This is a genomic window from Nocardioides terrigena, from assembly GCF_003047265.1.
Taxonomy (GTDB): domain Bacteria; phylum Actinomycetota; class Actinomycetes; order Propionibacteriales; family Nocardioidaceae; genus Nocardioides; species Nocardioides terrigena.
Genome location: NZ_PZYY01000001.1, coordinates 654,644 through 680,514, shown reverse-complemented (window position 1 = coordinate 680,514; position 25,871 = coordinate 654,644). Strand labels below are relative to the sequence as shown.

The following is a 25,871-nucleotide window of genomic DNA, read 5'->3' as shown; positions in this document are numbered from 1 at the left end:
TCAGGATTGTGACTCACTCCGGCCGTCTGGCCCAACCCCGGGGTCCACCTGCTGTTCACCTGTGACGGACGCCTCCCCGGCCGACGCCGCGGCCTGCGCCTGGGCGGTCCCGGGACGACGTGATGCGACCCACCCCTCGATGTTGCGCTGGGGGCCGCTGCTGACCGCCAGCGCGCCCGGCGGGACGTCGCGGCGTACGACGGTGCCGCCCGCGGTGCCCGCTCCGTCACCGATCGTGACGGGGGCGACGAAGGTGTTGTTGGAGCCGGTCCTCGCCTGCCGCCCGACGACCGTGCGGTGCTTGGCGACGCCGTCGTAGTTGGCGAAGATCGTGCCGGCGCCGATGTTGGTGCCGTCACCGATCTCGGCGTCCCCGACGTAGGAGAGGTGCGGCACCTTGGCGCCGTCGCCGATCCGGGAGTTCTTGGTCTCGACGAAGGTGCCGATCTTGCCCCCGATCCCGAGCTGGGTGCCGGGGCGCAGGTAGGCGAAGGGTCCGACCGTCGCCCGGTCGCCGACGACGGCGAGCTCGCCGTGCGTGCGTACGACGCGGGCCCCCGCGCCGATCTCGCAGTTCTTGAGCGTGGTGTCCGGGCCGATCACGGCGTCCTCGGCCACCACGGTGGCGCCGAGCAGCTGGGTGCCGGGCAGGATCGTGACGTCCTGGGCGAGCTGGACGTCGGCCTCGATCCACGTGGTGGCCGGGTCCATGACGGTGACGCCGTCCTTCATCCACTGGGTGACGATGCGGCGGTTGAGCTCGCGGCCGAGCTCGGCGAGCTGGGCGCGGTCGTTGGCGCCCTCGGTCTGCATGACGTCGTCGATGGTGTGCGCGCCGACGGTCAGGCCGGCCTCGCGGGCGATCTGGACGGTGTCGGTGAGGTAGTACTCGCCCTTGTGGTTGTCGTTGGTGATCCGGCCCAGCGCGTCTAGGAGGAACTCGGCGTCGAAGGCGAGGATGCCGGAGTTGATCTCGGCGATCTCGCGCTGCTCGGGGCTGGCGTCCTTCTCCTCGACGATGGCCTCGACGTCGCCCTCGTCGTTGCGGATGATCCGGCCGTAGCCGAACGGGTCGGCGACGATCCCCGACAGGATGCTCACCGCCCGCTGGGCCGCCTCGTGCTCGTGCGCGAAGGCCTGCAGGCTCTCCCCGCGCAGCAGCGGGGTGTCCCCGGCCGCGACGATCACCGTCCCGCTCGTGGGACCGTCCTCGCCCAGGGCCTCCATGGCCATCCGGACCGCGTGGCCGGTGCCGTCCTGGGTCTCCTGCACCGCGAGCACGGCGTCGGGCACCAGCTCGTGGATGTGCGGCCCGACCTGCTCGCGCTGGTGGCCGACGACCGCGACGATGCGCTCCGGCTCGACGGCCTGCACCGCCCGCAGGACGTGCCCGATCATGCTGCGTCCGCCGATGGGGTGCAGGACCTTCATCGTCTTGGACTTCATGCGGGTGCCGCCGCCGGCAGCGAGGACGATCACGGTGAGGTTGTCCATGCCCGCAGTCTGCCAGCGACGCCTCTCCGTGGTTCCGCGCGGGCGGTCCCACGGTCGCGCGCACAGAGAAGGCAGTTCGTCGCGCCTCGCCCGCTCGCAGGCGTGACCCGGGCGGCGCGACCGGCGAACTGCCTGCGTCGTGCTCGTCCGGCAGATCTCCGGACACGCGCCCCGGGCCGCGGGCAGGATGGGGCGATGGACGACGCGGCGTACGTGGGCGAGCTGGTGGCGATCCTGACCAACCCGTCTCCCACGGGGATCGACCCGGACGACCCCTACGGGCAGGCCGACGACGGCATCGACCGGTACGACGGCTTCGGGCGCGACGTGCGCGTCACCTCCGCCCGGCTCGTGCCCGGGGAGCACGCGCACATGCTGGAGGTCTCCTTCGTCCTGGACCTGCCCGAAGACCCCGAGCTGGACGGCGTACCGACCGAGGGTTCGTTCCTCCTCCCCGTCGACGCCGAGTGGCGCAGGCTGAGCGGGTACGACGACCCCGCGGCGTACGCGCCGGTGGTGGCGCACCGCGTCGAGAGCGCCGCCCACACGCTGGTCGCACAGCACCGGTCCGGGGCGCGCCCGCGGTCGATCGAGGACCTGCCCGACGCAGCAGAGCGATGGCAGGTGCTGCTCGACGGCCTGGCCGGTGAGGGCGCGGTTCGCGAGGTGGCGCCCGGTCGGCTCGAGCTCGCTCTCGACTGGGGCGACGGAGAGCAGTGGACCGTCACCGTCCTGGTGTCGCCCCACGAGTGGGACCGGGTGCTGCTCCGCCACCACCTCGAGCTCGCGCCGCAGGACTACTTCACCGACCTGCTCGGGCCGCTGGACCCGGAACACCAGCCCTTCATCGTGTTCTGGGAGGACGACCTGGTGGCCTCGTCGCGGGCGGAGCTCCCTCCGGTGGACCCGCCCGTCGAGACCCCCTTCGTGCCCGGGGGTGCGTGGTTCGCGTACGGCCCGGACGGGTCGCGGCACTCGATGGACGAGTTCCCGCCCGACCCGCCCGGCTCACCGCCCGGGCGGTGAGCAGGCCACAATTCCCGCGCCGTCGAGGTGGCTGGCTCACCGCTCGCCGGGGAGGCAGGAGCGGGGGGGACCGAGCTCCCCGGGTAGGAGTCGAACCTACGTCGCTAGTCCTGATTCAAAGTCAGGCGGGCCCTGCCGGCAGACCAACCGGGGATAGGCGACAAAGCCTAGAGCCCGGCGGGCCGCGGGCCGCACAGGCCCACCGCCACGTTCGCGGACCGGCACGAGTGTGCGTTGGAAGCACCACCCGCGGGCCCGGACGGTGCTTCCACGCACACTCGCCGCGCCGACGGGCCGCGCATGGCACAGAGTCCGGGGTCCACCCGGGACGACCTTCACAGAACCCGCACACGCCTCAGGGGCATTCCTGATGCGCGGTGTCGGCGGACCCCGCTAGCGTCGGGGGCATGACGGGGGACAGTGGGCAGGTCATCGAGACCACCGGGCTCACCAAGCACTACGGGCAGGTCCATGCCCTGACCGACCTCGACATCGAGGTCGGCGACGGGGTGACCGGCCTCGTCGGTGCCAACGGGGCCGGCAAGTCCACGCTGATCAAGATCCTGCTGGGCCTCCTCGAGCCGACCTCCGGCGGCGCCCGGGTGCTGGGCCACGACATCGCCACCGAGGGCCAGGAGATCCGCCGGCTGGTGGGCTACATGCCCGAGCACGACTGCCTGCCGCCCGACGTGAGCGCGAGCGAGTTCGTCGTGCACATGGCCCGCATGTCCGGTCTCGGGGCGTCCGCGGCGCGGGAGCGGTCGGCCGACGTGCTGCGCCACGTCGGCCTCGACGAGGAGCGCTACCGGCCGATGGGGGGCTACTCCACCGGCATGAAGCAGCGCGCCAAGCTCGCCCAGGCCCTCGTCCACGACCCGCGGTTGGTGTTCCTCGACGAGCCGACCAACGGCCTCGACCCCGCCGCGCGCACCGACATGCTCGGGCTCGTCCGCCGCATCGGCAGCGACTTCGGCATCGCCGTCCTGGTCACGTCCCACCTGCTCGGCGAGCTCGAGCAGGTCAGCGACCACGTCGTCGTGCTCGACGCCGGCCACCTCCTCCGCTCGAGTGCGACCGGCGACTTCCTGGAGCAGACGGGCAGCCTGCTGGTCGAGGTGGTGGGCGGCACCACCGAGCGCGACCGCTTCGGCGAGGCGCTCGCCGCGGCCGGGCTCACCTGCCGCCCCCGCGGCACGGCCATCGCCGTCGAGCCGGCACCCGCCGGGGTCTCGGTCCACGACCTGGTCCGCGACACCGCCGCCGACCTGGGGCTGGGGCTGATGCGCCTGCAGCCCGACCGGCGTCACCTCGAGGACGTGTTCCACGACGACGTCCCGCTCGGCGACCCGATCCCGGGAGGTGGTCCGCGTGGCTGACCGCGCCGGAGTCATCCACGACCTGGGCTATCGCCACTACGACGGCCCCCGCGACGGTGTCGCGACCATCGCCCGCACCCTCTTCGTCACCGGCCTGCGCCACGCCTTCGGCCTCGGCCGGTCGGGCAAGTCCAAGATCCTGCCCTTCCTGCTTCTGGGGCTCTCCACGCTGCCGGCCGCCATCGTCGTCGGCGTCGTCACCCTCGTCGGCCTCTCGGACCTGCCGCTCACCTACGCCGGCTACACCAACCAGACCCAGCTGCTGGTCAGCCTCTTCGCCGCCGCCCAGGCGCCGGTCTTGTTCTCCCGCGACCTGCGTTACCGCTCGATCGTGCTCTACCTCGCGCGGCCACTCCCGGCGTACGTCGTCGCACTCACCCGCTGGGCGTCGCTCACGACCGCGCTGCTGGTCTTCACCGTGCTGCCCGTGCTCGTCCTGTACGCCGGGGGCCTCCTCGCCGGGCTCGACGTCAGCGACCAGACCACCGACCTCCTCAAGGCCGTCGCGCTGCTGCTGCTGGTGTCGTCGATGCTGGCCGGGATCACCGGCTTCATCTCGTCGGTGTCGCTGCGGCGCGGCTTCGCGGTGGTCGGCTCGATCGTGGCGCTCGTCGTCGTGCCGGGCGTGGTCACCGCGGTCCAGGCCATCGCGTCCGAGGAGGGCGCCGAGCAGGTGGGCGTCGCCGCCGGGCTGGCGTCCCCCTGGTCCCTCACCAACGGCCTCGCCTCCGCCTGGGACGCGGGTGTCGAGGTCTTCACGCCGCCCGAGGGCGGGTGGGTCGTGGCCTACCTGGCCGTCGCGGTGCTGATCGCGGGGGTCGGGCTCGCTGCCATCGTCGCCCGCTTCCTCAAGGTGGGGTCCCAGTGAGCGGCCCGGAGAGCACGCTGGTGCTCGAGTCGGTCTCGCGCTGGTTCGGCAACGTCGTCGCCGTCAACGACGTCTCGCTCACCATCGGCCCCGGCGTGACCGGGCTGCTCGGCCCCAACGGCGCCGGCAAGACGACCCTGATGGCGATGATGACCGGCTTCCTGGCCCCGTCGGCCGGCACCGTCACCCTCGACGGCGAGCCCGTGTGGCGACACACCGAGGCCTACCGCCGGATCGGCCTGGTCCCCGAGCGCGAGCTGAGCTTCGGCTACCTCACCGGGCGCCAGTTCGTGCGGGCCAACGCCGACCTGCACCGGCTGCCCGACGCGTCCGCCGCCACCGAGCGGATCCTCGGGGTCGTCGACATGGTCGAGCCCGCCGGTCGCCGCATGGACACCTACTCCAAGGGCATGCGGCAGCGGATCAAGATCGCCGCCGCACTGGTCCACGACCCGGCGGTGCTGATGCTCGACGAGCCCTTCAACGGGGTCGACCCACGCCAGCGGATGCACCTCATGGACCTGCTCCGACGCCTCGGAGACGAGGGCCGCACGGTGCTCTTCAGCTCGCACATCCTCGAGGAGGTCGAGCGCCTCGCCCGCCACATCGAGGTGGTCGTCTCCGGGCGGCACGCCGCCTCCGGCGACTTCGGGGCGATCCGGCGGCTGATGACCGATCGGCCGGTCAAGTACGCCATCACCTCCAGCGACGACCGGGCGCTCGCCGCCCTGCTGATCGCCCAGCCGTCCGTGCGCGCCGTACGCCTGCGACCAGACGGCGGCCTCGACGTCCAGGTCGACGACCTCGGCAGCTTCGCCGTCGGGCTCCCCCGGTGGGCGCGGACGGCCGACCTCAGCCTCTACGACCTCTCCCCCAGCGACGAGTCGCTGGAGAGCGTCTTCGCCTACCTGGTGGCGAGGTGAGGACCCGATGAACTCCACGATCATCAAGCTGGCCGCACAGGCGCTGCTCGGTCGGCGCCGGTTCTGGCTGCTGCTGGCGTTCCCCGTGCTGCTCATCGCCCTGACGGTCACCGTCGCCGCGCTCACCGACGCCGAGGCAGCGTGGCCGCTGCTGCCGGGCCTGGGCTACCCGGTCGTGCTGCCGCTCGTGGCCGTGCTCGCTGCCTCGTCGGTCCTGGGGCCGGAGGTGGACGACGGGTCGATCGTCTACCTGCTCTCCAAGCCGGTCAGCAGGCACTCGGTGGCGCTCAGCAAGTGGGTCGTCGCCTGGGCCGCGACCATGCTTGCTGGAGCGCTCCCCCTCTACGTCTCGGCCCTCGTCGCGGGCGGCGGTGACCGCGCGCTCGCCGCCGGGCTCGCGGCGGTCGTCGCCGGCACGACGTACTCCGCACTCTTCCTCGCCGTCTCCGCCGTCACCCGGCACGCGGTGATCGTCTCGCTGCTCTTCGTGCTCATCTGGGAGGGACTGCTCGGCAACCTCCTCAGCGGCGTCGCGTGGCTGAGCGTCGCCCAGTGGGGGCTGCGGATCGGGCACGAGATCTCCACCGAGCTGCCCGACCCCACCAACCTCCCGTGGGCGATCGCCGCCAGCCTGGTCGTGACCGTCGGCGGGGTGTGGTTCGCCGGCGACCGGTTGCGGTCGTTCACCCTCCGTGGCGAGGACTAGGGTCGCGGCGTGGACCTGCCCGTGATGCCACCCGTCCAGCCGATGCTCGCCAAGGCGGTCAAGGGGATCCCCGACCCGGCCAGGCACGGGGGCCTCAGCTTCGAGCCCAAGTGGGACGGCTTCCGCTGCATCGTGTTCCGCGACGGCGACGAGGTCGAGCTCACCAGCCGCAACACCAAGCCCCTCACCCGCTACTTCCCCGAGCTGGTCGCCGCCATCAAGGAGCAGCTCCCGGAGCGGATCGTGCTCGACGGAGAGCTGTTCGTGGCCGTCGGCGAGCGGCTGGAGTTCGAGGTCCTCCAGGAGCGCATCCACCCGGCCAAGTCGCGCGTCGACATGCTCAGCGAGAAGACACCCGCCGGGTTCGTGGCCTTCGACCTGCTCGCGCTGGGCGACACGTCGTACGTCGACCGGCCGCTCGCCGAGCGCCGCGCCGCCCTCGAGCAGGCGCTCGCCCATCTCGACGGCGGCCCGTGCTTCCTGACCCGCACCACCACCGACCCGGTCGAGGCCGGGCAGTGGTTCGAGGAGTTCGAGGGCGCCGGGCTCGACGGGGTGATCGCCAAGCCGCTCGACGCGCCGTACGTCCAGAACGGTCGCACCATGATGAAGGTCAAGCACGAGCGCACGGCCGACGTCGTGGTCGCGGGCTACCGCGAGCACAAGACGTCGACCCCGGAGGCGCCGCTGCTCGGCAGCCTGCTGCTCGGCCTGTACGCCGACGGCGAGCTGCAGCACATCGGCGTCAGCGCGTCCTTCACCGCCGCGCGCCGCGCCGAGCTGATCGAGGAGCTGCAGCCGCTCGTGTGCCCGATCGAGGAGCACCCGTGGGGCAAGTGGAACGAGTTCCTCACCGCCAACCCAGACCGGATCCCCGGCACCCAGAGCCGCTGGAGCGCCGGCAAGGACCTCGGGTTCACCCCGCTGCGACCCGAGCGGGTGCTCGAGGTGAAGTACGACCACATGGAGGGCCGCCGTTTCCGGCACACTGCGCAGTTCAAGCGGTGGCGACCGGACCGTGACCCGGAGTCCTGCGGCTACGACCAGCTGGAGGAGCCGGTGAGCTATGACCTGGCTAGAATTTTGAGTGGAGGCGATCACCATGAGTGAGACCAACAGCAACGAGCCCCTCGACGGCACCAGCGGTGCCGACGGGGACATCAACGACGGGCAGGGCACCTACGACGTGGTGCTGCTCGTGGAGCAGGCCCTGAGCCGGCAGGACGCCGAGCAGGTCCGCTCGCTGCACAACGAGATCGCCGACCAGGTCGTCTACCACGTGCTGGTCCCCCTCGAGGACGCCGCGGCCCGCGTCGAGGCGTCGGTCGGCATGCTCGGCGCCGGTGACGTCATGTCGTCGCCCGCGCTGGCGATGACCGAGGAGGAGCTCGCCGCGGTCCGTGAGGAGTGCCGCACCCGCTCCGACCACGACCTCGCCACCACGCTGTCCGCCCTCACGGCGGCCGGCGCCACGGCCCGGGGCGCCGTCACCGGGCAGCCGCCCGTCGACGCCCTGACGGACAAGGTCACCGAGGTGGGTGCCCGTGAGGCGATCATCCTGACCCGTCCGCACGTCGTGGCCGAGTTCTTCCACGTCGACTGGACCTCGCGGGCCCGCCGCAAGCTCGGCGTACCCGTCCTGCACCTGCTCGAGCACGAGAACTTCGACGAGCAGGCCGGCGGCACCGGTGAGGGCATCACCGGGCTCTGAGGCCCGCACGCCCTAGGGTGGCGGCGTGAAGATCGCGCCCCGCCTGAGCCGCTCCGGCCCGCGTCGGTCCGACCGACTCCGGGTCGCGTTCCTCGTCTTCAACCTCGACGGGATGGGCGGCACCTCCCGCTCCGCGATCACCCAGGCCAACGCGCTCGCCCGGCGCGGCAACCTCGACGTCCGGATGCTGTCGGTGACCCGGTCGGCGGACTCACCCCACTACGCGATCGACCCCACGGTCACCGTCGAGCACCTCGTCGACGTCCGGGGGGACGACCCACGCCACCGCGCCCCGTCGCGGCTCGTCCCGAAGCGGTGGGACGCCCAGTTCTCCGCGCTCACCGACGTCGGGCTCGAGGCCGCGCTGCCCGACCTCGACGTCGACGTCCTGGTCACCGTCACACCCGCCCTGATGGCCGCCGCGATCATGCTCGTCGGCCGCGAGGTCGCGGTCGTCCACCAGGAGCACCGCTCGTCCGCCGACCGGGTCGGCGGGATGGAGCCGCTGCTCGCCTTCGCACCCCGGGCGGCCGCCGTGGCGCTGCTGACGGAGTCGGCGGCGTCCTGGCTGGGTGCCGAGCTCGGAGCCACGGCGCCGGAGCTGCTGGTGATGCCCAACCCGCTGCCCATCGCCGCGCAGCCGCGGTCGCCGCTGGACTCGCGCACCATCGTGAGCGCCGGGCGGATCGTCCCGGAGAAGCAGTTCATCCACCTCCTCCGTGCCTTCGAGCAGGTCGCGGACGAGGCCACCGGCTGGCGGCTGCGCATCCTCGGCGACGGTCCGCTGCGCGAGGAGCTCCTCGCCCACGCGGCCAAGGCCGGCCTCGCCGATCGGGTGGAGCTGCCCGGTGCCGTGCCCGACATGGCGCCCGAGTGGGCCCGCGCCTCCGTGTGCGCGATGTCGTCGAGGACCGAGGGCTTCCCGCTCGTCGCCCAGGAGGCGATGTCGGCCGGGGTGCCGGTCGTGACCTACGACTGCCCGTCCGGACCGCGCGAGCTCGTCGAGGACGAGGTCTCCGGGCTGCTCGTCGGGGCCGGGGCCAAGGCCGGGCTCGCCGCCGCGCTGCGTCGCGTCACCTCCGACGACGCCCTGCTCGCCCGCCTCGGCGCGGGCGCGTTCGAAGCATCGCGGCAGTACGACGCCGACGTGATCGCCGCCCGCTGGGAGGCGGTCTTCGCCCGCGTCGGCGCTCCTTCCGGGGTAGTCCGTGACGATCGGACCCCCGACACGCCGCTATCCGGGGTCCGTTCGTCACGGACTACCCCAACTACCCCGTTCACCCGGGAGGGGATGCCCGTCGACATCCCGCTCGTCACCCCCGTCGAGGCCCGGGCCGAGGCGCTGCGGCTGGTCGTGGCCGCCGCCGAGCAGAGCGCCGGGTCCTCGGAGCGCGGATGGTTCGTCATCCCCGCACACGACGGACCGGCGCCCGTGGTCGTCGTACCGACCGCGCAGCGGCGTGCCCTGCTCGACCACCTGCGTACGGCGCCCGCGCACCTCGCGCTCCGCGACCCCGGCGACCGGGGCTGGCCCGAGCGCCGCCTCCAGGTCGGCGAGCTGGTCGACGCGCTGGGCAACGCCGCCCCCAACCGGCTGGTCCTCGAGCCGTGGCCGCGCGCGCACGGGCGGCGTACCCACCTCGCCGACGACGCCGGCGTCGAGATCGAGTTCTGGGACCGGCTCCCCGACGGCACCCTCGTCGCGCCCCGCCCCAACCGGTGGACGCCCGAGGTGCCCGCCGGTGCCGCGACCGCGACCGTCGAGGTCGCCGGCATCCGGGTGCCGACGCTGCCCCTGATGGCGCTGCCGACCGTGTACGACGCGACGTTCCCGATCGACGTCGTCTACACGTGGGTGGATGGCGACGACCCGGAGTGGAATGCGGCGCGACAGGCCCGCGGCGGCGACGACCTCCGCCCGGAGGCGGGCGGACAGGCCCGCTTCCGCAGCCGCGACGAGCTGCTGCACTCGATGCGGTCGGTGCACCTCTTCGCCCCGTGGGTGCGCACCATCCACCTCGTCACCGCCGGCCAGCGCCCGGCGTGGCTCGTCGATCACCCGCAGGTGCGCGTCGTCGACCACCGCGAGATCCTGCCGCCCGACGCGTTGCCGACCTTCAACTCGCAGGCCATCGAGACCGCGCTGCACCGGGTGCCCGGGCTGGCCGAGCACTTCGTCTACCTCAACGACGACGTCTTCCTCGGCCGCGCGACCCGGCCCGAGCTGTTCTTCAGCCCCGGCGGCGACGTCGCGGCGTTCGTCGGCGACGGGGTGGTCGGGCTGCCGGGCACGGCCGACAAGCCGTTCCTGCACGCCGCGGGGACCAACCGGGGGCTCATCGAGGAGGCCTTCGGCGTCGCGATCACCCAGGTGATGGCCCACTCGCCCCACCCCCACCGGGTGTCGGTGCTGGCCGAGGTCGAGGCCCGCTTCGCCGAGGCCGTGGGGCGCACCGCGCACTCGCCGTTCCGCGCCGACACCGACGTCTCGATGCTCTCCTCGCTGGCCCAGCACTACGGGCTGGTGACCGGCACGTCGTACGTCGCCGCGGCCGAGCACGCGTTCGTCGACCTCAGCAACGCGCGGATCGAGCGGCAGCTGCGTCAGCTCCGCGCCCGCGACCGGGACTTCTTCTGCATCGGCGACCACCACGAGTACGCCGTCGACGCCGACGCCGTGGACGCGATGCTGTCGGAGTTCCTCGGCGAGTACTTCCCCGTCAAGGCTCCCTGGGAGCGCTGAGGGGTTCGGTCGGAGTCAGCGGCGGAAGAGGCCGGCGAGCCCGGAGGGCCGGGAGCGCAGCTCTGCGACCTCGGCGCGCGCGGCGTCGAGCTCGGCACGGAGCTCGTCGAGCTGCGCGTCCTTCTTGCGACGTACGTCGCGCCGGCCGGCGGCGACCCGGGCGGTCGTCGCGTCCATGGCGATCGCCTCGGAGAAGTCGAACAGCTCGCCGTACTCCTCCTGCAACCCGGCCAGCTCGTCGATCGCGGCCGCGTCGGAGGGCGAGGAGACCAGGACGTTCATGACCTGCCAGGTGCGCTCGGCGAGGTCGCGGAGGGCGGGCGGGACGGCGATGTCGTCCCAGGTGATGGCCGAGCGGTTGAGCGTGGCGTCGATGAAGTCGTCCACGGGGTGCGGCGTGACGGACGGCTCCGGAGTGAAGGTCAGCCCGAGCTGCTCGCCCGCCCGCGACATCGCGGTGCGCCAGTCGGCGAGCAGGTCGTCGTACCGGACGAACGCCCGCGCCAGGGTGCGGGTCGCGGCCTCGGTGGCGAAGGCCGCGTTGACCCAGGCGGCGACGTTGGCGGTCTCGCGCTGGCGGCGGAAGGTGGGGGTCTGCTCGGTCAGGTAGGCCGAGTCGCGCGAGCGCACCACCTCGGTGGGGTGGCGCAGCATCGTCAGCGTGCAGACGTCGGCGCCGAGCTCCCCGGCGACCCGGGTCCAGGCGGGGAGGATCCAGAAGGCGCGCGGGTCCTTGATGAGCACCTGGGGCTCGTCGAGCTCGCCGCTGAGCCAGTCCCGGAGCTCCGCCTCCACCGCGGGAGTGATCGCCCCGTCGGCCACGGCAGCGGCGTCCGGGCGGGTGTCGATGGTGCGCACCGGCACCGGGTTGAGCACCCGTTTGTGGAACTCGGTCACCCACACCGGCTCGTAGTAGCCGCGCGGGTTCTTGTCGTCGGCGGGCACCTCCGGCTGGGGCACGTGGAGGCCGAGGCGCTTGAGGGTGCCGGCCACGCTCGAGGTGCCGGAGCGGCCGGAACCGGTGACGAGGACGAGGCGGGGATTCACCCGGTCGAGGCTAGTCCCTGGCCTGCTCGGCCACGATGTCGAGGTGCCCCGCGTGCCGGGCGTACTCGGCGAGCACGTGGAAGCAGATCCACTCCAGCGTCGGCGGGTCGTCGTCGAACCGGCCGCCCGTCGAGGCCGTGGCGTCGAGCGGGTGGTCCCGCAGCACCCCGCGGGTGCGGACCGCGACGGCCTCCAGCCGCGCGGCGAGCTCCTCCGCCGTCACGTCGGATGGCACGGCCCACCGGGCGCCGGGCTCGGTGTCGTCCGAGGCGTCCGACGTGAACGGCTCCGGCATCGCCCAGTCACCCCACGGATCGGCGACCGGCTCGGCGAGGAAGCCCCACACGAACCACCGCTGCTCCATGTGGAGCACGTGGTGGAGGAGCTCGAGCGGCGTCCACCCCGACGGCACCCGCGACGTCCGCTGGTCGTCGTACGACAGCGCGAGGACGCCGCGCGCCATCTCGGCGCGCATCCAGTCGAGGTAGTCCGCCCACCGCTGCGCGCCGCCGGCGCCCGACCGCGAGGGCTCGTCGCTCACGTGCCCTCGACCCGGTTGCCGTCCTCGTCCCAGTGCGAGGCCACCTTCTTGGACGGCTGCACCCGCGGCGGCTCGCCGGGCATCTTGGGGTGGTCGGGCGGGTAGTTGAGCTCCACCGGGTGTGCCTCCCACAGGTCGAGCAGTGGCTGCAGCGAGTGGTGGACGTCGTCGATCGTCGCCCACGGGTCGCCGTCGGAGGCGAGCCGCTCGGGGACGGTGAAGAGGTTGAGGCCGGCCGGCGAGGACAGCGTGGCCAGCTCCTCCCACGCCACCGGCGTCGAGACCGGGGCACCGGGGAGAGGGCGCAGCGAGTACGCCGAGGCGATGGTCCGGTCGCGCGTGTTCTGGTTGAAGTCGACGAAGATCCGCTCCCCCCGCTCCTCCTTCCACCAGGCCGTGGTGACGCCGTCGTCGCGCTTCTCCAGCTCGCGGCCGAAGGCGATCGCCGCGTGCCGCACGTCGGCGAACTCCCACTCCGGCGCGATCCGCACGTAGATGTGCACCCCCCGGTTGCCCGACGTCTTGGCGAAGCCGGTCATGCCGAGGTCGGCGAGCAGCTCGCGGGCGACCCCGGCGACGCGCACCGCGTCCGCGAACGACGTACCGGGCTGGGGGTCGAGGTCGATGCGCAGCTCGTCGGGGTGGTCGACGTCCGCACGGCGGACCGGCCACGGGTGGAAAGTCAGCGTCCCCATGTGGGCGCACCAGACGGGCACGGCGATCTCGGTCGGGCAGATCTCCTCGGCCGTGCGACCGGAGGGGAACGTGATCTCGACGGCCTCGAGGTAGTCGGGAGCGCCCTTCGGCACGCGCTTCTGGTAGAACGCGTCGGCATTGCGGTCCTGCGGCCCGGTGGCCAGCTTCATGCCGGGGCGTACACCGCTCGTCCACCGCTCCAGCGCGGTCGGCCGGTCGCGCAGCGCCCGCATCAGGCCGTCCTCGACCGAGACGAAGTACTCCGCCACCATCACCTTGGTGACCTCGGGCGTCGTGTCCGTCGCCTCGTAGATCACCCGGTCCGGGGAGGAGACCCTGACCTCGCGCCCCCCGGCGACGACCATCGCTGCCTTCGCTGCTGCCATGCCGACACGGTAGTGGTTGGGATGCGTGCGTAGCCTGCTCCGCGTGGCCGACCTGGTGGCGCGGATCGGACCGATCCTCCTGTTCCTCGTGTTCGCGACCGTGCTCGCCGAGCTGTGCGCCGGCCTGGGGCTCTTCGACCTCGTCGCCGACGCCGTCGTGCACGCCGCGCACGGATCGGTACGCCGCGTCTGGGCGGGGCTCGTCGCGGTCGCCGTCGCGAGCACCGCCCTGCTCTCCCTCGACACCACCGCCGTGCTGCTGACCCCCGTCGTGCTGGCCGTGGCGGTGCGGCTGCGGATCAACCCGGTCCTCTTCGCGATGACCACGGTGCTGCTCGCCAACACCGCCTCGCTCTTCCTGCCGGTCTCCAACCTCACCAACCTGCTCGCGCTGAGCCACCTCGACCTGAGCGTCGCAGAGTACGCCGCGCTGATGGCGCTGCCGGGCCTGGTCGCCGTGCTCGTCACGGTCGCCGTCCTCGCGGTCCTGCACCGCCGGACGCTCGCCCTCCCCCGCCGGGAGTACGACGAGCCGGCGCCGCTCGAGGGGCCCCGGGCGCCCGTGGTCGTCGCCGCCCTCGCCTGCGTGGCCCTCGGCCCGGCCCTGACGATCACCGGCCGGGTGACCGTGGTGTCCGGGCTCGCCTGCGGGGCGGTCGTGCTGGCGTGCCTGGTGTGGCGACGCGACCTGCTCCACCTCCGGCTGGTGCCGTGGCTGCTGGTGCTGGTCGTCGGGCTGCTGTTCTTCCTGGTCCAGCTGGCCCACGAGCACGGCCTCGGCGAGCTCGCCGGCCGGCTGACCGGCACCGGGGAGGGGCCGCTGGCCCTGCTCCGGCTGGCCTGGGTGGCCGCCGGAGCAGCCAACGTGCTCGACAACCTGCCGGCCTACCTCGCGCTCGAGCCCGTCACCGTGGGCAGCCCCGAGCGCCTGGGGGCGCTGCTGGTCGGAGTGGGGGTCGGGCCGCTCATCACCCCGTGGGCCAGCCTCGCCACCCTGCTCTGGGCGCAGCGCTGCCACGCGGCGGGGCTGGCGATCCACTGGGGTCGCTTCGCCCTCACCGGGGTGCTGGTCGCCTTCCCGGCCGTCACGCTGGCGACGCTGACGCTCAGCGCGGTGACCGCCGCGCGGTGACCTCAGTGCGGTGACCGCCAGGGGCTGAGGCAGCCGGGGTTCAGAGCCGGGAGCTCGGCTCGAACCGCGGGGACCGGTCCGGGTCGTCGCGGTCGGGCCGGACGAACTCGAAGGCCGCGGTCGTCACGACCACCTCGTCGCCCGACCGCACCGACTCCGCGCACGCGACGTGCATCGGTGGCTGGTGGAACTGGTTACGGGCGTCCTCGCGCGGCGTACCGACGAAGGCGACCGGTCGCGCGAGCGCGCCCTCGCACAACCCGCAGATCCGCGACAGTGCGCACTGGGTCACCCACGCCCGGGTCGGCTCCCGCAGCCGGGTCGAGCCGTCGCGCAGGTCCTCACGCATCACGCCGTGCCCCGCACGGAGGTGCCCCGGGAGGACCAGCCGCCGGTCTGCGAGCTGCGGCCGGGGCGCTCGGCGTCGGAGGGCCGGCCCCGCCCGACCTCCCGGTGCTCCTCGACCGAGTGCTGGTCGGAGGAGGTGAAGCGGTTGGGCAGCGACAGCTTGAGGATGGTGCGCAGCGCCTGGCCGTACTGTCGGTGCAGCGGCCCGGTCGTGTAGGGCAGGTCGTACTTGGCGGCGAGCTCGCGCACCCGCACCGACATCTCGGCGTACCGGTTGGACGGCAGGTCCGGGAAGAGGTGGTGCTCGATCTGGTAGCCGAGCTGGCCGCTCATCACGTGCAGCAGCCGGCCGCCCTCGAAGTTGGCCGAGCCGAGCATCTGGCGCAGGTACCACTCCGCGCGCGTCTCGTCCTCGAGCTCCTCCTCGGTGAAGTGCAGAGCCCCGTCGGGGAAGTGCCCGCAGAAGATGATCATGTAGGACCACACGTTGCGCGCCAGGTTGGCCGTCACGTTGGCGGTGATCGTCGGGACGACGTTGGCCGGGCCCGTCGCGGCGGTCAGCAGCGGGAAGAACACGTAGTCCTTGCCGATCTGGCGGCTGATCTTGCGCTTGATCTGGCGCAGCTGCTTGGCCAGCACCTTCGGGTCCTTCTCCCGCTTGCGGATGGCCTCGAGGTCGAGGTCGTGCAGCGCGACGCCCCACTGGAACAGCGTCGCCAGCAGCGCGTTGTAGACCGGCTGGCCGAGGTTGGCCGGGTGCCACTTCTGCTCGCGTGCCATCCGCAGGATGCCGTAGCCGACGTCGTTGTCGTGCCCGAGCACGTTGGTGAACTGGTGGTGGATGTAGTTGTGGCTGTGCTTCCACTGCTCGGCCGGCTGCGCGGTGTCCCACTCCCACGTCGACGAGTGGATCTCCGGGTCGTTCATCCAGTCCCACTGGCCGTGCATGACGTTGTGGCCGATCTCCATGTTCTCCAAGATCTTGGCCACGCCGAGCATGGCCGCACCCGCGACCCACGCCGGCTTCCAGCGCGACGCGAAGAGCGTGACCCGGCCCGCCACGGCGAGGCTGCGCTGGATGGTGATGATCCGGTTGATGTACGCCGCGTCGGCGGCACCGCGGGACTCCTCGACCTCCGCGCGCAGGGCGTCGAGCTCGCGCCCGAGCTGATCGATCTCCTCGTCGGTGAGGTGGGTGTACTCCTGGACGTCGCTGATGGCCATCGTGCTGGTTTCCTTTCGTCTCACGGGGTTTCGAGACGGTCGCTGCGCGACCTCCTCAACCTCCTCGCTCCGCTCGGATCTAGATCGCGAGGGTGCAGTCGCCGACCGGGACGGTCACGCAGGTCTGCACCCGGTCGTTGCTGTCGTCGTGCTCGTCGCCGGTGCGCAGGTCGCGCACCGTGCCGCTGACGAGCGTGAGCGTGCAGGTGTGGCAGATGCCGACCCGGCAGCCGTAGGGCATCCCAACGCCGGCCTGCTCCCCGGCCTCGAGGACGGTGGTCGCCCCGTCGACCTCGATCTCCTTGCCGGAGTTCTGGAAGTGCAGCGTCCCGCCCTCCCCGCCGTCCCCGTCGCGCTGGACGGTGAAGCGCTCGAGGTGCAGGGACTCCTCCAGGCCCGCGCTCTCCCAGTGCCCCTCGACGGCGTCGAGCATCGGCGCCGGGCCGCAGGCCCACGTCTCGCGCTCGCGCCAGTCGGGGACGATCGAGTCGAGGTCGGCCAGGTCGAGCATGCCGTCGTCGTCGGTGTGCAACCGGTGCAGGGTGAGGCCCTCGTGCCGGTCGGCGAGCTCCCGGACCTCGTCGCGGAAGATCATCCGCTCCTCGGTGGTCGAGGAGTAGTGCACGACGACGTCGGGCATCGTGCCGCGACGGTCGAGGGTGCGCAGCATCGACATCACCGGGGTGATCCCGGAGCCGCCGACGAGCATCAGCATCCGCGCCGGGGGCGGGTCGGGCAGCACGAACTCCCCGGCCGGCAGCGCGAGTCGCACGATGGTGCCGGGCTCGAGGCCGCCGACCAGGTGCTGGGAGAGGAACCCCTCGGGCATCGCCCGCACGGTGATCGCGATGGTGCGACCGTCGCGCTTCGGGGGGGAGCTCACGGAGTACGAGCGCCAGTGGAACTTCCCGCCGACCTGGACGCCGATCCCGACGTACTGGCCGGGCTTGTGGTCGTAGCGCCACCCCCAGCCGGGGCGGATGACGACGGTGGCGGCGTCCTCGGTCTCGGGGACGACCCGCTCGATGCGCCCACGCAGCTCCCGTGCGGTCCACAACGGGTTGACCAGCGAGAGGTAGTCGTCGGGGTGCAGCGGGGTCGTCAGCCGGGCGCCCGCGGTGCGGGCCCAGGACAGTCGGTCGATCACGGCCATGGTCGTTGAGTGAACACTCGTTCACTCGATTCGTCAAGGGCGTCCACCCGACCAGGTGAGCAGTAGCGTGGGCGCCATGGCCTACGACGTGGAGAAGACCGACGAGGAGTGGCGCGCCCAGCTGTCCCCCGAGGAGTACGCCGTGCTCCGCCAGGCCGGGACCGAGCGCGCCTTCGTCGGCGAGTACACCGACACCGAGACGGAGGGCACCTACTCCTGCAAGGCGTGCGGCTCCGAGCTGTTCACCAGCACGACCAAGTTCCACTCCGGTTGTGGCTGGCCCAGCTTCTACCAGCCGATCACGGACACCATCGAGTACATCGAGGACGTCTCGCACGGGATGAAGCGCGTCGAGGTGCGCTGCGCGACCTGCGGCTCGCACCTCGGGCACGTGTTCCCCGACGGCTACGGCACGCCGACGGGCGATCGCTACTGCATCAACTCGATCAGCATCGACCTCAAGCCGGCCTCGACCGACTGAGTCCTCGCGGGCCCGCTGCTAGGCCGCCGGGTCGGCGTCGTCCTGCGCGCTCGACAGCGCCTGCCCGACACGCAGGCCCTGGTCGAGAGCGAGCGGGTAGACGTCGTGGGCCCGCTCGTCGTCGAACAGGGCGAGGGGGCGGTGTCCCGCGATCCGCGCCATGGCGCGGTCCGGAGTGACCAGGGTGATCGTGCTCTCGGGGTGCCGCTCACGCCACCGTCGCAGCTCGCGCCCCAGCAGGAGTCCTGCGGTCTGCCCCACGGGGCCCAGCACCGGACCGGCCAGGGGCGCCACGACGATGACATGGTCGGCCTCGGCGGCCGCGTCGACCGAGGTCGCCGACCACATCCCACCGTCGACGTACAACCGGCCGTCGATGCGATGGGGCGGGAGCAGCCCGGGCACGGCGGACGAGGCCGCGACCAGGTCGGCCAGCGGGTACCGGCCGCCGTCCAGGATGTGTCGACGTCGGGTCCGGACACAGACGGCCGACGCGGCGACCAGGGGGTGACGCTGCTCGCCGAACAGCTCGCGTGCCAGGTCGGACAGCACCCCGGCGCGCCGGGTGGGGACCCGCGGCGAGCTGACGGCCGCGAAGTCGTCGTAGGTCAGGCCCAGGGCCAGCGCCGCCGCGGTCCAGGAGCCGGCGGAGGTGCCCAGGGAGGGCGCGTCCGCCACGGGCACATCCGCCGCGGCCAGGCCGGCAGCGACCCCGCCCGTGTAGGCGATGCCGAAGACACCGCCCCCTCCGTAGACCATCGCCAACGGGTGGCGGGCGGCCACCAGCGCCGGGTGACCGTCGAGCTCGACGGCCCCGCTCCGACTGTGTTGGCGTGCCATGCGTCCGCTCCAGGCTGGGGTTCCACCACCATCATCCGGTGGGCGGACGACCGGCCAGTAGTGCTGTTGGACCCGCCGGCACGGGACCTGTACCCCACGGAGCGGGTCCGGGCAGCCGGGGGCCGGACGGGTCGGGACCTTCGGCCCTGAGCGCGCGCGGACCGGGGCGGCACGCTGGAGGCATGCACAGCGACGACAGGACCGCCGGGGCGGAGGAGCCGCGCGACGGCGGTCGCACGGCACCGCGCGGCAGCCGACCGCGGAGCGCGTCCTGATCACCGAGGTCCGGCTCGACGACGGCACTCCCGCGCAGATCTGGGCCCTGCTGCCGGGTGATCGCGAGCTGCTCCGCGAGTCCTACGAGCACCTCTCCCCCCTCAGTCGGCGTCGCCGCTTCCTCGCGGCGGTCCCGCACCTGACCGACGCGATGCTGGAGCACCTGGTCGACGAGGTGGACGGGATCGACCACGTCGCGCTGGTCCTGGTCGTGATCGGCGAGGACCACGTGGGAGTACCGGTCGGCCTGGCCCGGATGATCCGCTACGACCACGAGCCGACCGAGGCCGACGTCGCGGTGACGGTGGTCGACGAGTGGCAGGGCCGCGGCGTCGCCACGGCGCTGCTCGCCGAGCTGGTGCAGGAGCGGCCGCGAGGCGTCACCCGCGTCGTCACGACGGTGGCGGCCGACAACCGGGCGTCGCTGGCCATGCTGGCCCGGCTGGGGCCGATGACGTCGACCTCGAGCGAGGACAACCGGATCGACGTCCGGGTCGACCTTCCCCCGACCGCCGGGAACGACCCGGACCCGGCGGCGGCCTCGCGGCAGGAGTGAGGGCTCAGCCCTCGACCGGCTGGAGCGCCGAGGTGATCTCGACGCGCCCCTCGCCGTACTCCTCGTCGGCCCATGCCTGCAGCGACCCGTCGTCGTGGAGCACCTCGGCCTGCACCACGTCGGCGGCGCCCGAGGTGGTGAGCACGCCGGGCAGCGATTGGAGCTCCATCGAGATCTCGTTGAGCTCGGCCTCGGTGTAGCGGGCCGGGCTCACGCACAGCGCCCCGCCCCAGGTGTCGCGCAGGGTCGCCTCGGCACCCTCGACGTCCTCGGTGACGGCGACGTTGATGATCACCTTCGTGGGGTCGTTGGTGGCGCTGGGGTCCTGCGACTGGTCCATCCAGGTCCCGGCGAAGCCGGGCAACCGGGCGGCCTCGGTGAAGGTCGCGTCCATCGCCTCCGGGGTGGCCTTGGCCGCGTCCACGACCGCCCACCCGCCGGCGGGGGGCTCGCACGGCGTGCCCGGCAGCGGCTCGGGCTCCTCGTTGAGCGCGTCGTACAGCGCGGCCGGGATGGCGTCGGTGACCGTGAAGGTCGTGCCGTCGAAGGTGCCGGTGAGGGCGAAGTCCCCCCACTTCACCCCGGACTCGTCCTCGTGCTCGGGGTGGTCGGCCCACGTCCAGCCGGCCATCGGCACGCCCGAGCACTGCGGGGGGAAGGACTCGGCCACCGCGTGGCACAGCTCCGGCCCCTCGCCGTCGTCGAGCACCGTGACCAGCCCGCCCGTCGAGACCTCGCCCTCGGCGGCGGGCAGCGCGGTCGGCATCGCGCCGCCCGAGGACGTGGACGTGCCCGTGTCGGTGTCGGACTGCCCGGCCGGGTCGACCGCGCGCATCTGCTCCTCGGTCGAGCAGGCGCCGAGGACGAGCAGGACGGCGGTGGCGGTCACGACAGCACCGAGGGTCTTCATCGCGGGGGTCTTCATGGCGGTACGACGAGGCGCGGTCACGGTGGGTTCCCGGTCAGGGCAGGCGGGTGAGCATCTCGGCCGGCGAGAGCCGCGAGCCGGTGTAGAACGGCACCTCCTCGCGCACGTGGCGGCGCGCGTCGGAGGCCCGCAGGTGGCGCATCAGGTCGACGATCCGGTGCAGCTCGTCGGCCTCGAAGGCCAGCATCCACTCGTAGTCGCCGAGCGCGAACGAGGCCACGGTGTTGGCCCGCACGTCGACGTAGTCGCGCGCCATCTGGCCGTGCTCGGCCAGCATCCGGCGACGCTCGGAGTCGTCGAGGAGGTACCACTCGTAGGAGCGGACGAAGGGGTAGACGCAGATGTGCTTGCGGGCCTCCTCGTCGGCGAGGAAGGCCGGGATGTGGGACTTGTTGAACTCCGCCGGGCGGTGGAGGGCCATCTGCGACCAGACGGGCTCGAGGCGGCGGCCGAACGCCGTACGACGGAACACGTTGTAGGCGACCTGGAGCTGCTCGGAGTCGGCGGCGTGCCACCAGACCATGACGTCGGCGTCGGCGCGCAGGCCGGAGACGTCGTAGAGGCCGCGGACCACCACGTCGTCCTCGGCCAGCACCTCGATGAACGCCTCGAGGTCGGCCGCCTCCGCCTCCCGGTCGGCGTCCCCGATCACGTCGCGGAGCTTGAAGACCGACCACATCGTGTAGCGGATGGTGTCGTTGAGCTCACGGGTCCGGGCTGCGTTGCTGTTGGCCATGCCCTCATTCTGCCCGGGCGAGCTCAACCGCCGCCCGGTGGGCGGACCCGATGACGGCCGGGATCCCGACCCCGTCGTACGCCGCCCCGCAGACCACGATCCCGGGCGGCAGCGCGGCACGGACCCGGGCCACGAGGTCGACGTGTCCGACGGCGTACTGCGGGAGTCCCCCGCCCCACCGCTGCACGTGCGTGCCCACCGGCTCCGCGGTGATCCCCGCGAGGGCTGCGAGCTCGGCCAGCGACGTCTGCACCAGCGCCTCGTCCGGCGCCCGGAGGGTGGCCTCCTCGCCGTGCCGGCCCAGCGAGGTGCGCAGCAGGGCCAGCCCGTCGCCGGCCTCGCGGACCCAGTCCCACTTGGCGAATGAGAAGGTGCTCGCCTTGATCCCGCGACCCTCCAGCGGGGGCACGAGGAAGCCGGAGCGGTCGGCCAGCGCCTCGACGGCGGCCGCCTCGAAGGCCAGCGTCACCACCGCCACACTGGCAGCCTCGACCGTGGCGAGATCGCGGGCGGCGCCGGGAGCGACGCCGTCGAGGAGCCGGGCGGTCGGGGCAGCGGGGGTGGCCAGCACGACCGAGCGGGCCAGGATCGTCTCCGGCGCGGCGGCCGAGCCGACGGTGAGCCGCCAGCCGTCGGCAGCCCGGACCACCGAGCGCACGGTCGCCGACGTGCGCACCTCGAGCCCGGCGGCGAGGACCTCGGTGAGCTGGCCCATCCCGCCTGCGATGCCGGCGAAGACCGGGGCGTCCGAGGGGACGATGGTGGAGGCCTGCTCGAGCAGGGACCCGCGCCGGGCCATGGCGAGCAGCTGGGGCACCGCGGCGGCCGTGGAGATGCGCCGCGCGCTGCCGGCGTACACGCCACCGAGCAGCGGCTCGACGAGCCGCTCGACGACCTCGTCACCCAGCCGCTCGGCGACCAGGTCGCCGACGGAGACGTCGTGGGTCGGGGCGGCGCCGATGCGCTCGACGCCGGCCCGGGCCAGGCCCTCCGGGGAGAGGACGCCGCTCGAGGCGAGGTCCTCGAGGTCGAACGGAACCCCCATGAGGCTGCGCGGCAGGCGGCGCAGGGCGCCGCGCGACCACACCTGCGACGCGGCGGACGTCGGGTGCACGACCTCGATCCCGAGCTCCGCGGCGAGCGCGACCCCCTCGGGGCGGCGGGCCAGCATCGCCTCGGCGCCGACGTCGACGACGACGCCGGCCACCGACGCCCGACGGAGCTTGCCGCCGACCTCGGGCGACCCCTCCAGGACGAGCACGTCCCGGCCGGCCCGGACCAGGTCACGGGCGGCGGTCAGGCCGCCCACCCCGGCCCCCACCACCACGACGTCTCGCACCGGGTCACCCTCCCACGCGGCGAGGATCGGGCAACGATCCGGTCACGGCGTACGACGCGGGGGAACCGTCGCCGCCGACTGCAGCGTCGGACCGCCATGACCACTCACGCGCAGCCCACCCGCCACCCCGGACGGCGCACCCGCCGGCTGCTGGGCCTGGCGGCCGCGATCTCGATGACGGCCGTGCTGGCCGCCTGCTCCTCATCCGGCGGCGGCCAGGACGCGTCGGATGGCTCGGCCGGCTCGTCCGACGAGTCGTCGTCCGCGTCGCGGGCCCCGGGCGAGGACGGTGGCGGGTCCGGGGGCACGGCCGGCAGCGGGTCGGACGGCGCGGCCGCCCAGGACCGGAGCTCCGGCGCCACCACGTCGTCCACGGGCGCCGCCCGGGCGCCCGTCGCGGTCGAGCGGCACGTCATCTCCCACGGCACCGTGTCGCTCACCAGCGACGACGTGCGCGACGCCCGGCGTGACGTGCAGCGGGTCGTCGACGCCAGCGGTGGGGACATCACCGAGGAGCAGACGGACACCGACGAGGACGGCGACACCGTCTACGCGCGACTGGTGGTGCGGGTGCCGGCGGGCAGCTTCGGCGACGCGATGACCGCCCTCGAGGGCGTGGCCGACCTGCGCGGCTCGGACCGGACCTCGGAGGACGTCAGCACCCAGGTCATCGACACCGACGTGCGCGTCCGCGCCCAGGAGGCGAGCCTCCAGCGCGTCGAGCAGCTCCTGGCCCGGGCGCAGGGGCTGAAGGACATCATCTGGATCGAGTCCCAGCTCACCACCCGGCAGGCGGAGCTCGACTCGCTCAAGGGCCAGCAGGCGTGGCTGGCCGACCAGACCCGCGACTCGACGATCGTCGTCGACATCAGCCGCACTCCCGACGAGGAGCCGCCGGAGGACGAGGAGGCGTCGGGCTTCCTGGCCGGCTTCACCGGCGGCATGAAGGCCCTCGGCGCGGTCGCCGTCGGGCTGGCCACCATCGCGGGCGCCCTGCTGCCCTTCGTCGCGGTGCTGGCCCTGCTCGGGACCCCGGTGTGGCTCGTCGTACGCCGCTCGGTGCGCCGCCGTCGCCCGCCGGCGACGCCTCCCGCGGCCGCCTGATCGCAACGTCATGGGGGCCGGTCGCCCCAGCGATCGGTCCCCATGACGTTCCCGCAAGCACCACGGGCCGGCGACCACCGCCCCCGCACCTCGTCAGTAAGGTGCGTGGGTGGACAACGACCTCAGCACCAACGTCCGGATCGCCGTGCTCATCGACGCCGACAACACCTCGCCCAAGTACGCCGAGGCGTTGTTGGAGGAGCTCGCCAAGTACGGCACCCCGACGATCAAGCGCGCGTACGGCGACTTCTCGTCGCAGCGCCTCAGCGGTTGGACGCGCGAGCTCAACGCCCGCGCCATCCGCGCGATCCACCAGACCGCCTTCACCACCGGCAAGAACTCCACCGACTCCGCGCTCATCATCGACGCCATGGACCTGCTGTACGCCGGCAACGTCGAGGCCTTCGCCCTCGTGAGCAGCGACTCCGACTTCACCGGCCTGGCCCTGCGCCTGCGCGAGTCCGGCAAGGTCGTCTACGGCCTCGGCCGCCAGCGCACCCCCCAGTCCCTGCAGAACGCCTGCGACCGCTTCATCGCCCTCGAGGTGCTGGGCGAGCAGGCCTCCGAGCCCTCCGGCCGGTCCGCTCCGGCCGACGAGGCGGACGACGCGGACGCTCCCGACGTGCTCGACGACGCCGACGCGGCTCCCCGCCTCAACCTCGAGGGCGCCCTGACGCGGGCGGTCAACGCGACCGCCGACGACGAGGGCTGGAGCAGCGTCTCGGCGATCGGCAACCACCTGAGCCGCACCCAGGCGAGCTTCGACCCTCGCAACTTCGGGCACGCCAAGCTCTCGTCACTCGTGGCCGCGCAGCCCTACCTCGAGTCGCTCACCGAGGGTCGCCAGATCCTGGTGCGGCTCAAGGGCACCCCGGCCAAGGCCGCCACCAGCAAGGCACCCGCGGACAAGGCCGACAAGGCTGCTCCGCAGAAGACGGCGCCGCAGGAGGCGGCCCCCGCCAAGGCGGCAGCGACGAAGAAGGCGCCGGCGGACAAGGCCGAGACGGCGCCGAAGAAGACCGCCACCAGGAAGACGACCGCCCGCAAGACGGCGGCCAAGAAGACCCAGCCCCCGGCGGCCCCGGAGCCGGAGGAGCCCGCGTCGGTCACCGGGTCGGCGACGACCAAGCCGACCGTGACCAGGACGGTGCGCCGGACCACCGCCAAGAAGGCCTGAGCCCTCCCCCGGTCAGCGGGGGTAGGACTGCACGAACTCCGTCAGCCGCTTGAGCTGGTCGGGGTCGGTGCTGGGGATGACCCCGTGGCCGAGGTTGAAGATGTGACCCTTGGCGGCCCGGCCGGCCTCGATGATCTCGGCGGCGCGGGCGGTCATCACGTCGGTGGGCGCGAAGACCAGCGTCGGGTCGAGGTTGCCCTGGACGACCTTGTCGCCCACGAGCGGGATGGCGTTCTCCAGGGGCGTGCGCCAGTCGACGCCCACCACGTCGGCGCCCGCCTGGCCCATCGGGCCGAGCAGGTTGGTGGTGCCCACGCCGAAGTGGATGCGGGGCACGCCGAGCTCACCGGCCGCGGCCAGCACGCGCGACGAGTGCGGCATGACGTGCTCGCGGTAGTCGGCCGGCGTGAGCGCACCCGCCCACGAGTCGAAGAGCTGCACGGCACTCGCGCCCGCCTCGACCTGGATGCGGAGGTACGTCGCGGCGATGCCCGCGATCTTGGTCATCAGCGCGTCCCAGACCTCGGGGGCGCCGAACATCATCGCCTTGGTCTTCGCGTGCTCCTTGGAGGGACCACCCTCGACGAGGTACGACGCGACGGTGAAGGGGGCGCCCGCGAAGCCGATCAGCGGGGTGCCACCGAGCTCACCCACGAGGCCGCGGACCGCCTGGGTGATGAAGGGGACGTGGTCGGCGGTGAGGTCGTCGATCGCCTCCACGTCGGCCAGGGTGCGCACGGGCTGGGCCACGACCGGCCCGACGCCGGGCTTGATGTCGAGGTCGACACCGACGGCCTTGAGCGGCAGCACGATGTCGGAGAAGAAGATGGCCGCGTCCACGCCGTACCGCCGGACCGGCTGGAGGGTGATCTCGACGACCATGTCGGGGTCCATGCAGGCGTCGAGCATCGCGGTGCCCTCGCGCAGCGCGAGGTACTCCGGCAGCGAGCGGCCGGCCTGGCGCATGTACCAGACCGGAGTGTGGCTGGGCTCCTCCCCGCGGGCGGCACGGAGGAACGGGCTGTCGGCAAGGCTGGTCACGGGGCGAATCCTCGCAGGT

At 72.9% G+C, this 25,871-nt stretch carries 25 protein-coding genes and 1 tRNA gene; 13 read left to right on the top strand and 13 right to left on the bottom strand.

Features of this window, described 5'->3' with window-relative positions:
- On the bottom strand, nt 1-1,494 hold the full coding sequence (gene glmU / locus DAE25_RS03185; protein ID WP_107764735.1) for a bifunctional UDP-N-acetylglucosamine diphosphorylase/glucosamine-1-phosphate N-acetyltransferase GlmU: 1,494 nt from the start codon (nt 1,492-1,494) through the stop codon (nt 1-3).
- Nucleotides 1,495-1,689: 195 nt separating this feature from the next.
- On the opposite strand from glmU, the gene DAE25_RS23020 reads away from it, so the two are divergent.
- On the top strand, nt 1,690-2,520 hold the full coding sequence (locus tag DAE25_RS23020; protein WP_159083536.1) for a hypothetical protein: 831 nt from the start codon (nt 1,690-1,692) through the stop codon (nt 2,518-2,520).
- Nucleotides 2,521-2,595: 75 nt separating this feature from the next.
- Here DAE25_RS23020 and DAE25_RS03170 read toward each other — a convergent pair.
- A tRNA-Gln gene (locus DAE25_RS03170) sits at nt 2,596-2,674 on the bottom strand.
- Between the two features lie 253 nt (nt 2,675-2,927).
- Here DAE25_RS03170 and DAE25_RS03165 point away from each other — a divergent pair.
- Genes DAE25_RS03165 through DAE25_RS03135 form a run of 7 tightly spaced genes read left to right on the top strand, consistent with a single transcriptional unit; the run spans nt 2,928 to nt 10,847 of the window.
- A complete protein-coding gene (locus tag DAE25_RS03165) occupies nt 2,928-3,896 on the top strand; it encodes an ABC transporter ATP-binding protein (protein WP_107764732.1) in 969 nt (322 codons plus the stop codon).
- Complete coding sequence (locus DAE25_RS03160; protein ID WP_159083535.1) at nt 3,889-4,764, top strand: ABC transporter permease; 876 nt, start codon at nt 3,889-3,891, stop codon at nt 4,762-4,764. Before DAE25_RS03165 ends, DAE25_RS03160 begins: the two co-directional genes overlap by 8 nt.
- Nucleotides 4,761-5,687, top strand: coding sequence for an ABC transporter ATP-binding protein (locus tag DAE25_RS03155; RefSeq protein ID WP_107764730.1), 927 nt, complete (start codon nt 4,761-4,763; stop codon nt 5,685-5,687). The genes DAE25_RS03160 and DAE25_RS03155 overlap by 4 nt, the downstream gene beginning before the upstream one ends.
- A gap of 7 nt (nt 5,688-5,694) precedes the next feature.
- On the top strand, nt 5,695-6,393 hold the full coding sequence (locus DAE25_RS03150) for an ABC transporter permease (RefSeq protein WP_107764729.1): 699 nt from the start codon (nt 5,695-5,697) through the stop codon (nt 6,391-6,393).
- A 9-nt stretch (nt 6,394-6,402) separates the two neighbouring features.
- The gene (locus tag DAE25_RS03145; protein WP_107764728.1) at nt 6,403-7,503 is read left to right on the top strand and encodes an ATP-dependent DNA ligase; all 1,101 of its coding nucleotides are present in this window, start codon (nt 6,403-6,405) and stop codon (nt 7,501-7,503) included.
- Nucleotides 7,496-8,104, top strand: a complete 609-nt coding sequence (locus tag DAE25_RS03140) for a hypothetical protein (protein WP_234410815.1) — start codon at nt 7,496-7,498, stop codon at nt 8,102-8,104. The genes DAE25_RS03145 and DAE25_RS03140 overlap by 8 nt, the downstream gene beginning before the upstream one ends.
- Nucleotides 8,105-8,129: 25 nt before the next feature.
- A complete protein-coding gene (locus tag DAE25_RS03135; RefSeq protein WP_107764727.1) occupies nt 8,130-10,847 on the top strand; it encodes a stealth conserved region 3 domain-containing protein in 2,718 nt (905 codons plus the stop codon).
- A gap of 15 nt (nt 10,848-10,862) precedes the next feature.
- Here DAE25_RS03135 and DAE25_RS03130 read toward each other — a convergent pair whose 3' ends face one another.
- The 3 genes from DAE25_RS03130 to DAE25_RS03120 are packed head-to-tail and all read right to left on the bottom strand — an operon-like array spanning nt 10,863 to nt 13,517.
- Entirely contained in the window at nt 10,863-11,894 is a 1,032-nt protein-coding gene (locus DAE25_RS03130; RefSeq protein ID WP_107764726.1) for a sulfotransferase family protein, read from the bottom strand.
- Between the two features lie 10 nt (nt 11,895-11,904).
- Nucleotides 11,905-12,435, bottom strand: a complete 531-nt coding sequence (locus DAE25_RS03125; RefSeq protein WP_234410814.1) for a mycothiol transferase — start codon at nt 12,433-12,435, stop codon at nt 11,905-11,907.
- Nucleotides 12,432-13,517, bottom strand: coding sequence for a DNA polymerase domain-containing protein (locus DAE25_RS03120; RefSeq protein WP_107764725.1), 1,086 nt, complete (start codon nt 13,515-13,517; stop codon nt 12,432-12,434). Before DAE25_RS03120 ends, DAE25_RS03125 begins: the two co-directional genes overlap by 4 nt.
- Before the next feature lie 43 nt (nt 13,518-13,560).
- Between DAE25_RS03120 and DAE25_RS03115 the strand changes: the two genes are divergently transcribed.
- The gene (locus tag DAE25_RS03115) at nt 13,561-14,649 is read left to right on the top strand and encodes an ArsB/NhaD family transporter (protein ID WP_199907397.1); all 1,089 of its coding nucleotides are present in this window, start codon (nt 13,561-13,563) and stop codon (nt 14,647-14,649) included.
- A 40-nt stretch (nt 14,650-14,689) separates the two neighbouring features.
- Here the strand turns inward: DAE25_RS03115 and DAE25_RS03110 are convergent, their stop codons facing one another.
- The 3 genes from DAE25_RS03110 to DAE25_RS03100 form a co-directional block, all read right to left on the bottom strand.
- Complete coding sequence (locus tag DAE25_RS03110) at nt 14,690-15,001, bottom strand: hypothetical protein (RefSeq protein ID WP_159083534.1); 312 nt, start codon at nt 14,999-15,001, stop codon at nt 14,690-14,692.
- Complete coding sequence (locus tag DAE25_RS03105) at nt 14,998-16,221, bottom strand: fatty acid desaturase family protein (RefSeq protein ID WP_107764723.1); 1,224 nt, start codon at nt 16,219-16,221, stop codon at nt 14,998-15,000. The genes DAE25_RS03110 and DAE25_RS03105 overlap by 4 nt, the downstream gene beginning before the upstream one ends.
- Before the next feature lie 79 nt (nt 16,222-16,300).
- On the bottom strand, nt 16,301-17,374 hold the full coding sequence (locus DAE25_RS03100) for a ferredoxin reductase (protein WP_107764722.1): 1,074 nt from the start codon (nt 17,372-17,374) through the stop codon (nt 16,301-16,303).
- 76 nt (nt 17,375-17,450) lie between these two features.
- Here DAE25_RS03100 and msrB point away from each other — a divergent pair, with 76 nt between their 5' ends.
- Nucleotides 17,451-17,855 (top strand): peptide-methionine (R)-S-oxide reductase MsrB, encoded by a 405-nt coding sequence (gene msrB, locus DAE25_RS03095; protein ID WP_056886624.1) that lies wholly within the window; start codon nt 17,451-17,453, stop codon nt 17,853-17,855.
- Between the two features lie 18 nt (nt 17,856-17,873).
- Here the strand turns inward: msrB and DAE25_RS03085 are convergent, their stop codons facing one another.
- Nucleotides 17,874-18,695 carry a patatin-like phospholipase family protein gene (locus DAE25_RS03085; RefSeq protein WP_159083533.1) on the bottom strand — a complete coding sequence of 274 codons (822 nt, stop codon included), beginning with the start codon at nt 18,693-18,695 and terminating at the stop codon, nt 17,874-17,876.
- A 427-nt stretch (nt 18,696-19,122) separates the two neighbouring features.
- On the opposite strand from DAE25_RS03085, the gene DAE25_RS03080 reads away from it, so the two are divergent.
- Entirely contained in the window at nt 19,123-19,527 is a 405-nt protein-coding gene (locus DAE25_RS03080; RefSeq protein WP_107764721.1) for a GNAT family N-acetyltransferase, read from the top strand.
- Between the two features lie 4 nt (nt 19,528-19,531).
- Here the strand turns inward: DAE25_RS03080 and DAE25_RS03075 are convergent, their stop codons facing one another.
- The 3 genes from DAE25_RS03075 to hemG are packed head-to-tail and all read right to left on the bottom strand — an operon-like array spanning nt 19,532 to nt 22,530.
- A complete protein-coding gene (locus tag DAE25_RS03075) occupies nt 19,532-20,452 on the bottom strand; it encodes a hypothetical protein (RefSeq protein ID WP_107764720.1) in 921 nt (306 codons plus the stop codon).
- A gap of 37 nt (nt 20,453-20,489) precedes the next feature.
- The gene (gene hemQ / locus DAE25_RS03070; protein WP_107764719.1) at nt 20,490-21,191 is read right to left on the bottom strand and encodes a hydrogen peroxide-dependent heme synthase; all 702 of its coding nucleotides are present in this window, start codon (nt 21,189-21,191) and stop codon (nt 20,490-20,492) included.
- A 4-nt stretch (nt 21,192-21,195) separates the two neighbouring features.
- A complete protein-coding gene (gene hemG / locus DAE25_RS03065) occupies nt 21,196-22,530 on the bottom strand; it encodes a protoporphyrinogen oxidase (RefSeq protein WP_107764718.1) in 1,335 nt (444 codons plus the stop codon).
- Nucleotides 22,531-22,626: 96 nt separating this feature from the next.
- Here hemG and DAE25_RS03060 point away from each other — a divergent pair, with 96 nt between their 5' ends.
- Nucleotides 22,627-23,634, top strand: a complete 1,008-nt coding sequence (locus DAE25_RS03060; RefSeq protein ID WP_107764717.1) for a DUF4349 domain-containing protein — start codon at nt 22,627-22,629, stop codon at nt 23,632-23,634.
- Nucleotides 23,635-23,743: 109 nt separating this feature from the next.
- On the top strand, nt 23,744-24,811 hold the full coding sequence (locus tag DAE25_RS03055; RefSeq protein ID WP_107764716.1) for an NYN domain-containing protein: 1,068 nt from the start codon (nt 23,744-23,746) through the stop codon (nt 24,809-24,811).
- A gap of 12 nt (nt 24,812-24,823) precedes the next feature.
- Here DAE25_RS03055 and hemE read toward each other — a convergent pair whose 3' ends face one another.
- Nucleotides 24,824-25,861 (bottom strand): uroporphyrinogen decarboxylase, encoded by a 1,038-nt coding sequence (hemE, locus tag DAE25_RS03050; protein ID WP_107764715.1) that lies wholly within the window; start codon nt 25,859-25,861, stop codon nt 24,824-24,826.
- Nucleotides 25,862-25,871: the final 10 nt, after the last annotated feature.